Genomic DNA, 13535 nt, shown 5'->3' with positions numbered 1-13535 from the left:
TGCGCCCGTAAAATATATTTATGTTGTGCGGTTAATCGCGTTTTGCGCCACCGCGCAGCAGGCCGGACGCGCCGTCAGAGTAGTCGCGTGGCATCTGAACGGGCGCCTGATCGTTACCGGCTTCTGAGTCGGCCAGACGGTTGCGGAACGGATTAGTCTCCGCGGTCATTTCCGGCAGCAGGCTGCTGGAGCTTTTCGCCATATGCTGATACAGCTGGCGGTAGTCGGTCGCCATGTTGTCCAGCAGCTCGGCGCTACGGGCAAAGTGGCTGACCAGCTCTTCGCGATACTCTTCCAGCTCTGCTTTGTTCTTTTCCAGTTCGTACTGCAGTGACTGCTGCTGACGCAATTTGCGGTTACCGAAACGCATGGCCACAGCACCGATCACGATGCCGACGACTAAACCGATTAGCGCATATTCCCAGGTCATGAACTTCTCCCGTTGTCTTGTTGTTCCGTAGGGTGTTGGCTCGGCTCCTGCCTGTGCCTGATAATGCCACTATAACCGCTATTTCCGCAGAAGTGGAATCCTGACGTATCATCGCGTAGTGTAGAACGGCCTTTTTTTCATCAGTCACGCCTGCTGGTGAGCGTTAATTGAAGGAATAACAATAAGATTATGCAAAACCTGTCACCTGCATCGCGATATCAACTGGCCCTGAATAAGGGTACTCATCAGCCTGATGACGTTCAACGTGAGGCGGTAAACCGTCTGGAGATGATTTATCAGGCGCTCACGGCAAAACCTGCTGAAGTAGAACAGAGTGGTGGGCTCAAGGCCGCGTTTGGGCGGTTGCTCGGTAAAAAAACGCCGCAGGATCAGACTCCGGTGCGCGGTTTATACATGTGGGGCGGCGTCGGGCGCGGAAAAACCTGGCTGATGGATCTCTTTTATCTCAGCCTGCCGGGTGAGCGTAAACAGCGTCTGCACTTCCATCGCTTTATGCTGCGGGTGCATGAAGAGCTGACTGCGCTGCAGGGCAAAAGCGATCCGCTGGAGATTGTGGCCGACAGGTTCAAGGCTGAAACGGACGTGCTCTGCTTCGATGAGTTTTTCGTTTCTGACATCACCGATGCCATGCTGTTGGGCGGCCTGATGAAGGCGCTGTTTGCCCGCGGGATCACGCTCGTCGCCACGTCGAATATCCCGCCAGATGAACTTTACCGCAACGGCCTGCAGCGGGCGCGCTTCCTGCCCGCCATTGACGCCATCAAACAGCATTGTGACATTATGAATGTTGATGCTGGGGTAGATTACCGGTTACGTACGCTGACTCAGGCGCACCTGTGGCTCTCACCGTTAAATGCAGAGACCACCCGCGAGATGGATAAGCTCTGGCTGGCGCTGGCGGGTGCAACACGCGAAAACGCCCCGACGCTGGAGATTAACCATCGTCCGTTGCCAACCCTTGGCGTAGAAAACCAAACGATGGCGGTCTCCTTTGCGACGCTCTGCGTGGATGCCCGCAGCCAGCACGACTACATCGCGCTTTCGCGCCTGTTCCATACCGTGATGGTGCTGGATGTGCCGGTGATGACGCGGCTGATGGAGAGCGAAGCGCGGCGCTTCATTGCGCTGGTGGACGAGTTTTACGAGCGCCACGTCAAGCTGGTGGTCAGCGCCGAGGTACCTTTATATGAGATCTACCTGGGAGAGCGGCTGAAGTTTGAGTTCCAGCGCTGCCTGTCGCGCCTGCAGGAGATGCAGAGCGAGGAATACCTGAAGCTGGAGCATATGCCATAAATGCCACCCTCTCCCGTGGGAGAGGGGCTGGGGGTGAGGGCATCAGGCCTTAACAAACGCCACCCTCTCCCTGTGGGAGAGGGGCTGGGGGTGAGGGCACCAGACCGCACAATATCTAACCCCGAAAAACCCATTCCAAATCACATTTAAGGGTCGATCTTTGACCTCAACTTCTCTATAATCTTGCGACCCCACGTTACGAGAAGGTTTTTTTCCCGAAACTTTCTATGTGTCGGCATGTGCTATTCGAAGGGGTAGGTTTGCCGGACTTTGTCGTGTGAACCTCAACTGACTAAACGTTTGGGTGTTCACCAACGTGTAACTTATTATTTGGGTAAGCTTTTAATGAAAACTTTTACAGCTAAACCAGAAACCGTACAGCGCGACTGGTATGTTGTTGACGCGACCGGTAAAACTCTGGGCCGTCTGGCTACTGAACTGGCTCGTCGCCTGCGCGGTAAGCATAAAGCGGAATACACTCCGCACGTTGATACCGGTGATTACATCATCGTTCTGAACGCTGACAAAGTTGCTGTTACCGGCAACAAGCGTACTGACAAAATGTACTACCACCACACCGGCCACATCGGTGGTATCAAAGAAGCGACCTTTGAAGAGATGATTGCCCGCCGTCCTGAGCGTGTGATTGAAATCGCGGTTAAAGGCATGCTGCCAAAAGGCCCGCTGGGTCGTGCTATGTTCCGTAAACTGAAAGTTTACGCAGGCAACGAGCACAACCACGCGGCACAGCAACCGCAAGTTCTTGACATCTAATCGGGATTATAGGCAATGGCTGAAAATCAATACTACGGCACTGGTCGCCGCAAAAGTTCCGCAGCTCGCGTTTTCATCAAACCGGGCAGTGGTAAAATCGTAATCAACCAGCGTTCTCTGGAACAATACTTCGGTCGCGAAACTGCCCGCATGGTAGTTCGCCAGCCGCTGGAACTGGTTGATATGGTAGAAAAACTGGATCTGTACATCACCGTTAAAGGTGGTGGTATCTCCGGTCAGGCAGGTGCGATCCGTCACGGTATCACCCGCGCTCTGATGGAGTACGACGAATCCCTGCGTTCTGAACTGCGTAAAGCTGGCTTCGTTACTCGTGACGCTCGTCAGGTTGAACGTAAGAAAGTGGGTCTGCGTAAAGCACGTCGTCGTCCACAGTTCTCCAAACGTTAATCCATTCTGCTTACGCAGAACGATTGGCGAAAAACCCGCTTCGGCGGGTTTTTTTATGGATAATGCGCAGGTTATCCACAGTAACATTTCATATATCTTCTCTTTTTCCACATTTCCAGAATCCCCTCACCACAAAGCCATCAAAATCTGGTAAACTATCATCCAATTTTCTGCCCAAATATCGGTGAATACTCGATTTTTGTTCGATTCTTGAACAATGTGTTTTCTCTGGGATGGGCGATACAACATCTGGCTGGCCCCTGTTGGGCTGGTAGCAGTAAAAATTCTGAATATACCTGGAGGTTTTCATGGCTGTCGCTGCCAACAAACGTTCGGTAATGACGCTGTTTTCTGGTCCTACTGACATTTATAGCCATCAGGTTCGTATCGTACTGGCCGAGAAAGGTGTCAGTTTTGAGATCGAGCATGTGGAAAAGGATAACCCGCCTCAGGATCTGATCGATCTCAACCCGAGCCAAAGCGTACCGACGCTGGTGGATCGCGAGCTGACCCTGTGGGAATCCCGTATCATTATGGAATATCTGGATGAGCGTTTCCCGCATCCGCCGCTGATGCCTGTTTACCCTGTTGCGCGTGGTGAAAGCCGCCTGTACATGCAGCGTATCGAAAAAGACTGGTACTCGCTGATGAACGTCATCACCAGCGGTTCCGCTTCTGAAGCCGACGCTGCGCGTAAGCAACTGCGTGAAGAGCTGCTGGCAATTGCCCCTGTGTTTGGTCAGAAACCTTTCTTCCTGAGCGATGAGTTCAGCCTGGTAGATTGCTACCTGGCCCCGCTGCTGTGGCGTCTGCCAACCCTGGGCGTTGAGTTCAGCGGCCCTGGCGCAAAAGAGCTGAAAGGCTATATGACTCGCGTATTTGAGCGCGACTCTTTCCTGGCATCTTTAACTGAACCGGAACGTGAAATGCGTCTCGGCCGAGGCTAATGACTGTGGAAATGTCACAACTTACCCCACGCCGTCCGTATCTGCTGCGCGCCTTCTATGAATGGCTGCTGGATAACCAGCTCACGCCGCACCTGGTTGTGGATGTGACGTTGCCGGGCGTGCTGGTTCCGATGGAATACGCACGTGACGGACAGATCGTACTGAACATTGCCCCGCGTGCAGTTGGTAACCTGGAGCTGGCAAACGACGAAGTGCGCTTCAACGCGCGGTTCGGCGGCGTGCCGCGTCAGGTTTCCGTACCGCTGGCTGCGGTGCTGGCGATCTACGCGCGTGAAAACGGTGCGGGAACCATGTTCGAGCCGGAAGCGGCATACGATGAAGAGGTTGCCAGCCTGAATGATGACGAAGGCATCACCGCCAGCGAAAGCGAAACGGTAATGTCCGTGATTGATGGCGACAAGCCCGATCGTGAGGACGACAACGATCCTGATGACGATCCGCCACCGCGCGGTGGTCGTCCGGCACTACGTGTCGTCAAATAAAAAAACAGGCCCAATCGGGCCTGTTTTTTTTACACTTCCAGGAAGTTCATAATCCCTTCAGCGGCTTTGCGGCCTTCGGCAATCGCCGTGACCACCAGGTCAGAACCGCGAACGATATCGCCACCGGCGAAGATTTTCGGGTTGCTGGTCTGGAACGCATTATCACTACCTTCTGGCGCGATTACGCGGCCCTGCGAATCCAGCTCCACGCTGTGCTTCGCCAGCCACTCCATGCTGTGCGGACGGAAACCAAACGCCATCACCACGGCATCGGCCGGGATCACATGCTCAGAGCCTGCCACGATCTCCGCGCGACGACGGCCTTTCGCATCCGGCGCGCCCATCTCCGTGCGAGCCATCTTCACGCCGCTCACTTTTCCGTTGGCATTCACCTCAATACCCAGAGGCTGGATGTTGAACTGGAACTCCACGCCCTCTTCACGCGCGTTTTTCACTTCGCGTTTCGAGCCCGGCATGTTCTCTTCGTCACGACGGTAGGCGCAGATGACGTGTGCCGCATTCTGACGAATGGAGGTACGCACGCAGTCCATCGCGGTATCACCGCCGCCCAGCACCACCACGCGTTTGCCTTCCATGCTGATGAATGGTTCATCAGCCGTTTCACCGTAGCCCATGATCTGCCTGGTGTTGGCAATCAGGAACGGCAGCGCGTCGTATACGCCCGGCGCGTCTTCGTTCTCCAGACCGCCGCGCATGGACTGATAGGTGCCCACACCCAGGAACACGGCGTCGTAATCCTTCAGCAGGTCGTCGAGCTGCACGTCGCGGCCCACTTCTGTGTTCAGTTTGAACTCAATGCCCATGCCGGTGAAGATTTCACGGCGGCGGGTCATGACCTCTTTTTCCAGCTTAAAGGCCGGGATACCGAAGGTCAGCAGACCGCCAATTTCCGGATGACGGTCAAAGACCACCGCCTTCACGCCGTTGCGGGTCAGGACGTCCGCACAGGCCAGGCCCGCCGGGCCCGCTCCGATGATGGCCACGCGCTTGTCGGTTTGACGCACGCCGGTCATATCCGGACGCCAGCCCATTTCGAACGCTTTATCGTTGATATAGCGCTCGATGTTGCCGATGGTCACCGCGCCAAACTCATCGTTCAACGTACAGGAGCCTTCACACAGACGGTCCTGAGGACACACGCGACCGCATACTTCCGGCAGGGTGTTGGTCTGGTGAGACAGCTCGGCGGCTTCAAAAATACGCCCTTCGTTGGCCAGCTTCAGCCAGTTCGGGATGTAGTTGTGCACCGGACATTTCCATTCGCAGTAAGGGTTACCGCAGGACAGGCAGCGGTCTGCCTGTGCTTTGGCCTGGCCTTCTGAAAACGGCTCATAGATTTCAACAAATTCAATTTTGCGGATCTTCAGCGGTTTCTTTGGCGGATCAACACGCTGCAGGTCGATAAACTGGTATACGTTCTGGCTCATCTGAATTCCTTACTGCGCCTGCACGCGCAGCTCTGCTGCGCTACGACTACGGTGACCCAACAGGGCTTTAACATCGCTGGACTTCGGCTTAACCAGCGCGAATTTCGCAGAGAACGCCGGCCAGTTCGCCAGGATCTCTTCGCCGCGCGAAGAACCGGTATGCTGCACGTGTTCGGTAATCAAGCCGCGCAGGTGTTCTTCATGGATAGCCAGCGTATCAACATCCAGCACTTCCACCAGCTCCGGGTTCACGCGCTTGCGGAACTCACCGTCTTCATCCAGTACGTAGGCAAAACCGCCCGTCATGCCAGCGCCGAAGTTCACGCCGGTTTTACCCAGAACGCAAACAATCCCGCCCGTCATGTATTCACAACCGTTATCGCCAATGCCTTCCACCACGGTGATGGCACCGGAGTTACGCACCGCAAAACGCTCGCCCGCACGACCTGCTGCGAACAGACGGCCGCCGGTCGCGCCGTACAGGCAGGTGTTACCGATGATGCTCGCTTCGTGGCTGCGGAAGGCTGAGCCGACCGGAGGACGCACCGCCAGCAGACCGCCTGCCATGCCTTTACCGACGTAGTCGTTGGCATCGCCGGTAAGGATAAGCTCAACGCCGCCTGCGTTCCAGACCCCGAAGCTCTGACCCGCGGTACCGCTGAAGTGCGCGGTAATTGGGTCGGCAGCCAGCCCCTGGTCACCGTGCGTCTGCGCGATATAACCGGAGAGGGATGCGCCCACGGAGCGGTCGGTGTTGCGGATATCAAACCAGAACGTTTTGCTCTGCTTGTCGTCCACGTACGGCTTCGCCTGCTGCAGCAGCTGCGCGTTCAGCACGCCGTTATCGAACGGCGGGTTGTTCTCGGTGCAGTAGACCGCTTTGCCTGGGTGCGGTTGCGCGGTTTCCAGCAGCTTGCTCAGCTCCAGCTTCTGCTGCTTCGCCGTGAAGCCTTCCAGCTCTTTCAGCAGGTCGGTGCGGCCAATCAGGTCCACCAGACGCTTCACGCCCAGTTGCGCCATCAGCTCGCGTGTTTCACGGGCGATGAAGTCAAAGTAGTTGGTCACTTTGAACGGCAGGCCGTGATAGTGGTTCTTACGCAGCTTCTCGTCCTGGGTTGCAACGCCCGTTGCACAGTTGTTCAGGTGGCAAATACGCAGGTATTTACAGCCGAGCGCAACCATCGGGCCGGTACCAAAGCCAAAGCTTTCCGCACCCAGAATCGCCGCCTTGATGATGTCGAGGCCGGTTTTCAGACCACCGTCCACCTGCAGGCGGATCTTGTGACGCAGGCCGTTCGCCACCAGCGCCTGCTGGGTTTCCACCAGGCCAAGCTCCCACGGGCAGCCCGCATATTTCACGGAAGAGAGCGGGCTTGCGCCGGTGCCGCCGTCGTAGCCGGCAATGGTAATGAGATCCGCATAGGCTTTCGCCACGCCGGTGGCGATGGTGCCGACGCCCGGTTCGGAAACCAGCTTCACGGAGATCATCGCCTTCGGGTTGACCTGCTTCAGGTCGAAAATCAGCTGCGCCAGGTCCTCGATAGAGTAGATATCGTGGTGCGGCGGCGGGGAGATCAGCGTCACGCCCGGCACGGAATAGCGCAGTTTGGCGATGTACGGGGTGACTTTATCACCCGGCAGCTGACCGCCTTCGCCCGGTTTAGCACCCTGAGCGACTTTAATCTGAATCACGTCGGCGTTGACAAGGTACGCAGGCGTTACGCCAAAGCGACCGGATGCCACCTGCTTGATACGAGACACTTTGTTGGTGCCGTAACGCGCCGGGTCTTCACCGCCTTCGCCGGAGTTGGAGTTGCCGCCGATGCTGTTCATGGCTTCCGCCAGCGCTTCGTGGGCTTCCGGGCTCAGCGCGCCGATGGACATCGCCGCGGTATCAAAGCGTTTAAACAGTTCGGATGCAGGTTCAACCTCGTCAATGCTGACCGCTTCATCGCCCGGATTGAGGGCAATAAGGTCGCGCAGCGTCGCCGCCGGACGATTGTTCACCAGCTCGGCGTACTGCTGATAATCGCTGTACTCGCCGCTCTGAACTGCCTGCTGCAGCGTGCGCACCACGTCAGGGTTATAGGCGTGGTACTCGCCGCCGTGAACGTATTTCAGCAGACCGCCCTGATCCAGCGGCTTACGTGCCAGCCAGGCGCGTTTGGACAGGTTCACCAGATCCTGCTGGAAGTCAGCAAAACCGGCGCCGCCGATGCGGCTGACCACGCCCTGGAAGCAGAGGTTGGCGACCTCATCATGCAGGCCGACCGCTTCAAACAGCTTCGAACAGCGGTAGGAGGCAATGGTCGAGATGCCCATTTTGGACATGATCTTGTACAGACCTTTGTTGATGCCGTTACGGTAGTTCAGCATCACCGTGCGGTAATCTTTGTCGATCGCGCGGGTATCCACCAGGCGGGCCAGCGTTTCGTAGGCCAGGTACGGGTAGATCGCCGTCGCGCCGAAGCCTAACAGCACGGCAAAGTGGTGCGGGTCGCGCGCGCTTGCGGTTTCAACAATGATGTTAGCGTCGCAGCGCAGGCTCTTATCCACCAGGCGCGTCTGGATAGCACCCACCGCCATTGGCGCAGGCACCGGCAGACGGTTTTTGGCGATATTGCGGTCAGACAGCACCAGCAGCACGGTGCCGTTACGCACCATCTGCTCGGCTTTGTCGCACAGCGCGTTCACCGTCTCTTCGAGGCTCGCTTCGGTCACGTCGAACGTAATGTCGAGCGTGTCGGCGCGGTAGTGCTCCTCGGTCATAGTGGTGAGCTGTTTGAAATCGGAGTACAGCAGGATCGGCGATTTAAAGGTCAGACGGTGCGCCTGGCCTTCGGCTTCGCAGAAGACGTTCATCTCACGACCGATGCTGGTCGCCAGCGACATTACGTGGGCTTCACGCAGCGGGTCGATCGGCGGGTTGGTGACCTGCGCGAACTGCTGACGGAAGTAATCGTAAATGATGCGTGGCTGGCTGGAGAGCACGGCAAACGGGGTATCGTCGCCCATGGAGCCGACCGCTTCCTGGCCGTTTTCACCCAGTACGCGAATAACAGAGTCCAGCTCTTCCGCGCTGTAGTTAAACTGTTTCTGGAAGCTGGCAAGCGTATCGTCGTCCAGCTCGCGGCTGCCCACCTCTTCGTCCGGCAGATCTTCAAATGGCACCAGACGACGCACGTTTTTCGCCATCCACTCTTTGTAGGGGTGGCGGCTCTTCAGATCGTTGTCGGTTTCGGCGGAGTGCAGAATGCGGCCGCCGCGGGTGTCGATCACCATCAGCTCGCCCGGGCCTACGCGGCCTTTCTCAACCACTTCGTCAGGCTGGTAATCCCAGATACCGACTTCAGAGGCGCAGGTGATGAGCTTGTCTTTGGTGATGACGTAGCGCGCCGGACGCAGACCGTTACGGTCCAGGTTACAGGCAGCGAAGCGGCCGTCGGACATGACGATGCCCGCCGGGCCGTCCCACGGCTCCATGTGCATGGAGTTAAAGTCGAAGAACGCGCGCAGCTCAGGATCCATGTCCGGGTTGTTCTGCCAGGCCGGTGGCACCAGCAGACGCATGGCGCGCACGATATCCATCCCGCCCGCCAGCAGCAGTTCCAGCATGTTATCCATGGAGCTGGAGTCCGAGCCGGTTTCGTTCACGAACGGTGCGGCATCGTGCAGGTCAGGGATCAGAGGGGTCTGGAACTTATAGGTACGGGCGCGTGCCCACTGGCGGTTACCGGTGATGGTGTTGATCTCGCCGTTATGCGCCAGATAGCGGAACGGCTGCGCCAGCGGCCAGCGTGGCACGGTGTTGGTGGAGAAGCGCTGGTGGAACAGGCAAATGGCCGATTCCAGACGCAGGTCCGCCAGGTCCAGGTAGAAGCGCGGCAGGTCAGCCGGCATACACAGACCTTTATAGATGTTGACCAGGTTCGAGAGGCTACACACGTAGAACTCTTTATCGTCCTGGAGGCGTTTTTCGATGCGGCGGCGGGCAATAAACAGACGGCGTTCCATATCGCGCGGACGCCAGCCCGCAGGTGCGTTAACGAAAATCTGCTCAATGCGAGGCAGCGAGGAGAGGGCGATTTCACCGAGCACCCCTTCGTTGGTTGGCACATCGCGCCAGCCGACAATCGACAGGGTTTCACGCTGAAGTTCTTCTTCGACGATGCGGCGTGAAGCGGCAGCCTTTTCAGGATCCTGGTTCAGGAACAGCATACCGACAGCGTAGTTTTTGGCTAAACGCCAGCCGCGCTCTTCCGCCACGATGCGGAAGAAACGATCCGGTTTTTGCAGCAGCAGGCCGCAACCGTCGCCGGTTTTACCATCGGCAAGAATAGCGCCACGGTGCTGCATTCGGGCCAGTGCGTGAATAGCAGTACGCACTACCTTGTGGCTAGGTTCGCCTTCTATGTGGGCGATCAGGCCGAAACCACAGTTATCCTTCTCAAGGGATTTATCGTACAACATATCAGTGAACCTCCCCAGGCTCGTCGGGCTTCCCACTGAACTTTACCGTGGCGCACAGGCGCAGAAAGAGCATGGCGACGGGGTTTGCGTTTCATACGCGGACCTCGCATTCGCCCTCTTTTTCATCCTTATCGCGCAGGTAAACAAGTTTGAGGACTTGCTTCAGAGGGAATCTCAATTACTGCATAAATATGATGAGCAGGCCGCTCATCCAGAAAGCTTCCAGCGGATTTCCAACTTATCGGGAATTGGTACACAGGTCAAATGGCAATCTTATTTATACAAATATGTGCTAATGGGTGGTCATCTCTTTGTTTTTAAAGGCTATTTAACTATTTTTATAATCATCTAAAGGCCTGGGGAGCCGTGAAGGAGTGTGATCTGACTCACTATATGAAAGCGGTATTATTGATGCAGCGTGCTGAAATGCTGATTTATAGCAGAACAATAATCTGGTGACGTATTCAAATCCGCATAAAATCACTGTTTTTCAGTGTTGCCGCTATAAGTGAAAAAAACAGTCAGAACATAAGGAAAAGTAATCACAGATAGCGTGAATGAAATTGCAGTAATCATGAGTATTTATTCATACAGATAAAGGCCGTCCAGGGCGATTGATCCAGGTCATCGCCGACAGAGGCTAAAAATGGCAGGCTTGTCCCCTTTCTTCGGGACGGTCTATCAGATTATGCAGTTACAGAAATTAGTCAATATGTTTGGTGGGGATCTTTTGCAGCGATACGGCCAAAAGGTTCATAAGCTGACGCTGCACGGCGGCTTTAGCTGCCCGAATCGCGACGGCACCATCGGGCGCGGCGGCTGTACCTTCTGTAACGTTGCGTCCTTTGCTGACGAGGCCCAGCAGCATCACTCTATCGCGGAACAACTCGCGCACCAGGCCAGCCTGGTCAACCGTGCAAAGCAGTATCTGGCCTATTTCCAGGCCTACACCAGCACGTGGGCGGAGGTGCAGGTGCTGCGTTCCATGTATCAGCAGGCGGTCATGCAGGCCAATATTGTCGGGCTATGCGTTGGCACGCGCCCGGACTGCGTGCCGGACGCGGTGCTGGATCTGCTCAGCGAGTACAAAGAGCAGGGCTACGAGATCTGGCTGGAGCTGGGCCTGCAGACTGCACATGACAAAACCCTGCACCGCATTAATCGTGGACATGATTTCGCCTGCTACCAGCGCACCGCGCGGCTGGCCCGCGAGCGCGGGTTAAAAGTCTGCTCGCATCTGATTGTCGGCTTGCCTGGTGAAGGTCGACAGCACGGCCTGGAGACGCTGGAAAAGGTGGTTGAAACCGGCGTGGACGGCATCAAACTGCATCCCCTGCATATCGTTACGGGAAGCAATATGGCGAAAGCCTGGAAGGCCGGGCGGTTAAGCGGTATTGAGCTTGAGGAATATACGGTGACGGCGGGGGAGATGATTCGTCACACACCGCCGGAGATTGTTTACCACCGTATCTCCGCCAGCGCCCGCCGTCCAACGCTTCTGGCACCGCTCTGGTGCGAGAACCGCTGGACGGGGATGGTGGAAATCGACCGCTATCTGCAGGAGAATGGCGTGCAGGGGGCGGCTCTTGGCCGCCCCTGGGTCCCCCGTCTACCGGCGACGTCCCCCTAACAGACTTCCCAGCATGCCGCGCACTATCTGATTGGTAACCTGCCGCGCCGCGCTTTTCGCCATGGTCTGTACCACGCCGTCGCGCTTGCCGCCGCGCGGCCCGGTACTGCCGAACAGGATGTCTTTGAGCCCCCCGAGAATACCGTCATCCACGGCGACAGACTGCCCTTTAGCGGCAGGCGCATCCTGCGATTCGGTTGTCGCCTGCACCCCTTTTTGCAGCATCTCAAACGCGGACTCGCGATCCACCTCGTCTTCGTACTTCCCGTAAACCGGGGAGTGGTTAATCAGGCCGTTACGTTCATCGTCAGTAACGGGCCCCATGCGCGAGCAGGGCGCGATCACCATCGCGCGCTCCACGATGGAGGGGCTGCCCTTCGCATCAAGGAACGAGATCAGCGCTTCACCGGTGCCCAGCGCCTGAATCGCCGCTTCGGTATCAAAGGCCGGATTGGCACGCATGGTTTGCGCGGCGGCTTTCACCGCTTTCTGATCCTTCGGCGTAAAGGCGCGCAGGGCGTGCTGCACGCGGTTACCGAGCTGGCCAAGCACGTTATCCGGGATATCCGACGGGTTTTGCGACACAAACCAGACTCCAACCCCTTTGGAGCGGATCAGGCGAATGACCTGTTCAATTTTATCCAGCAGCACCTGCGGCGCGTCGTTAAACAGCAGATGCGCTTCGTCGAAGAAGAAGACCAGTTTTGGTTTTTCCAGATCGCCCGCTTCCGGTAGCTGCTCGTACAGTTCGGAGAGCATCCACAGCAGGCTGGCGGCGTAAAGCTTCGGCATCTGGTAGAGCTTCTCAGAGCTCAGAATGTTGATGATGCCTTTGCCATTGCTGTCGGTACGCATCCAGTCTTTGATATCCAGCATCGGCTCGCCGAAGAAGTGCTCGGCACCCTGTTGCTCCAGGGTCAGAAGCCCACGCTGAATGGCCCCGACAGAGGCGCTGCTGATATTGCCGTACTGGTTCTGGAAGGATTTGGCGTTATCACCGATATACTGGGTAATGGCTCGCAGATCCTTGAAGTCAAGCAGCAGCAGCCCCTGATCGTCGGCAATGCGGAAGATGATATTCAGCACCCCGGACTGCACGTCGTTGAGGTTGAGCAGGCGGGCCAGCAGCAGCGGGCCGAGATCGGAGACGGTGGCGCGCACCGGGTGGCCTTTCTCACCGAAGATATCCCAGACCACCACCGGGTTGCCGTGCGGTGCCCAGTTCGTGATGCCAATATTCTTCAGCCTCTCAAGCAGTTTTTCAGAAGCGGTACCCTCCTGAGCCACGCCGGTTAAATCGCCCTTCACGTCAGCCATAAAGACCGGCACGCCAATCTCTGAAAGCGACTCCGCCAGCTTCTGTAAGGTCACGGTTTTCCCCGTCCCGGTCGCACCGGTGATCAGGCCGTGGCGGTTCGCCATCGCGGGCAGTAGATACAGCTCTTTTTCCAGCGTCCGGGCAATTAACAATGGTGTACTCATGATGCGCTTCCTCTCTTAGTCCTGGGTGGAGTATAGGCAACCTGATAGCAATTTGGTTAAGTAAATTCCTGACTTTGCGGCGCATTATCCAGCGCGGACTATGCTTTTGCATACGGTTCACAAAATAGT

Annotated in this window: 10 protein-coding genes; 6 read left to right on the top strand and 4 right to left on the bottom strand. The window is 56.8% G+C overall.

Annotated features, from left to right (window positions below; all coding sequences use genetic code 11):
* Window positions 1-31: 31 nt before the first annotated feature.
* Window positions 32-430, bottom strand: a complete 399-nt coding sequence (zapG, locus tag V1603_RS00465; protein WP_010436126.1) for a Z-ring associated protein ZapG — start codon at window positions 428-430, stop codon at window positions 32-34.
* A gap of 189 nt (window positions 431-619) precedes the next feature.
* Between zapG and zapE the strand changes: the two genes are divergently transcribed.
* The 5 genes from zapE to sspB all read left to right on the top strand — a co-directional run bounded on the left by zapE (window position 620) and on the right by sspB (window position 4376).
* Entirely contained in the window at window positions 620-1744 is a 1125-nt protein-coding gene (gene zapE, locus V1603_RS00460; protein ID WP_395313378.1) for a cell division protein ZapE, read from the top strand.
* A 345-nt stretch (window positions 1745-2089) separates the two neighbouring features.
* Window positions 2090-2518, top strand: coding sequence for a 50S ribosomal protein L13 (gene rplM / locus V1603_RS00455; RefSeq protein WP_003860434.1), 429 nt, complete (start codon window positions 2090-2092; stop codon window positions 2516-2518).
* Window positions 2519-2533: 15 nt separating this feature from the next.
* Window positions 2534-2926 (top strand): 30S ribosomal protein S9, encoded by a 393-nt coding sequence (gene rpsI / locus V1603_RS00450; RefSeq protein ID WP_003860436.1) that lies wholly within the window; start codon window positions 2534-2536, stop codon window positions 2924-2926.
* Window positions 2927-3234: 308 nt separating this feature from the next.
* Window positions 3235-3873, top strand: coding sequence for a stringent starvation protein SspA (sspA, locus tag V1603_RS00445; RefSeq protein WP_014885418.1), 639 nt, complete (start codon window positions 3235-3237; stop codon window positions 3871-3873).
* A 5-nt stretch (window positions 3874-3878) separates the two neighbouring features.
* Complete coding sequence (gene sspB / locus V1603_RS00440; RefSeq protein WP_061099617.1) at window positions 3879-4376, top strand: ClpXP protease specificity-enhancing factor; 498 nt, start codon at window positions 3879-3881, stop codon at window positions 4374-4376.
* Window positions 4377-4405: 29 nt separating this feature from the next.
* Here sspB and V1603_RS00435 read toward each other — a convergent pair whose 3' ends face one another.
* Entirely contained in the window at window positions 4406-5824 is a 1419-nt protein-coding gene (locus V1603_RS00435) for a glutamate synthase small subunit (RefSeq protein ID WP_116343528.1), read from the bottom strand.
* Window positions 5825-5833: 9 nt separating this feature from the next.
* On the bottom strand, window positions 5834-10294 hold the full coding sequence (gene gltB, locus V1603_RS00430) for a glutamate synthase large subunit (protein WP_163329761.1): 4461 nt from the start codon (window positions 10292-10294) through the stop codon (window positions 5834-5836).
* A gap of 688 nt (window positions 10295-10982) precedes the next feature.
* Between gltB and V1603_RS00425 the strand changes: the two genes are divergently transcribed.
* Entirely contained in the window at window positions 10983-11924 is a 942-nt protein-coding gene (locus tag V1603_RS00425) for a TIGR01212 family radical SAM protein (RefSeq protein WP_316379973.1), read from the top strand.
* Here the strand turns inward: V1603_RS00425 and V1603_RS00420 are convergent.
* Window positions 11904-13406: a helicase HerA-like C-terminal domain-containing protein gene (locus V1603_RS00420; RefSeq protein ID WP_395313377.1), complete on the bottom strand. Its 1503-nt coding sequence runs from the start codon at window positions 13404-13406 to the stop codon at window positions 11904-11906. The two genes, V1603_RS00425 and V1603_RS00420, sit on opposite strands and share 21 nt — an antisense overlap.
* Window positions 13407-13535: the final 129 nt, after the last annotated feature.

Origin of the sequence: Enterobacter sp. ECC-219 (assembly GCF_043966805.1) — a bacterium.
Classification (GTDB): domain Bacteria; phylum Pseudomonadota; class Gammaproteobacteria; order Enterobacterales; family Enterobacteriaceae; genus Enterobacter; species Enterobacter cloacae_N.
Note: the sequence above shows the minus strand (reverse complement) of the source record. Positions and strands in the feature narration are given on the sequence as shown.

Coding starts and splice junctions, on each gene's coding strand:
- zapG (WP_010436126.1), bottom strand. CDS start 430: ATGACCTGGGAATATGCGCTAATCGGTTTAGTCGTCGGCATCGTGATC.
- zapE (WP_395313378.1), top strand. CDS start 620: ATGCAAAACCTGTCACCTGCATCGCGATATCAACTGGCCCTGAATAAG.
- rplM (WP_003860434.1), top strand. CDS start 2,090: ATGAAAACTTTTACAGCTAAACCAGAAACCGTACAGCGCGACTGGTAT.
- rpsI (WP_003860436.1), top strand. CDS start 2,534: ATGGCTGAAAATCAATACTACGGCACTGGTCGCCGCAAAAGTTCCGCA.
- sspA (WP_014885418.1), top strand. CDS start 3,235: ATGGCTGTCGCTGCCAACAAACGTTCGGTAATGACGCTGTTTTCTGGT.
- V1603_RS00435 (WP_116343528.1), bottom strand. CDS start 5,824: ATGAGCCAGAACGTATACCAGTTTATCGACCTGCAGCGTGTTGATCCG.
- gltB (WP_163329761.1), bottom strand. CDS start 10,294: ATGTTGTACGATAAATCCCTTGAGAAGGATAACTGTGGTTTCGGCCTG.
- V1603_RS00425 (WP_316379973.1), top strand. CDS start 10,983: ATGCAGTTACAGAAATTAGTCAATATGTTTGGTGGGGATCTTTTGCAG.
- V1603_RS00420 (WP_395313377.1), bottom strand. CDS start 13,406: ATGAGTACACCATTGTTAATTGCCCGGACGCTGGAAAAAGAGCTGTAT.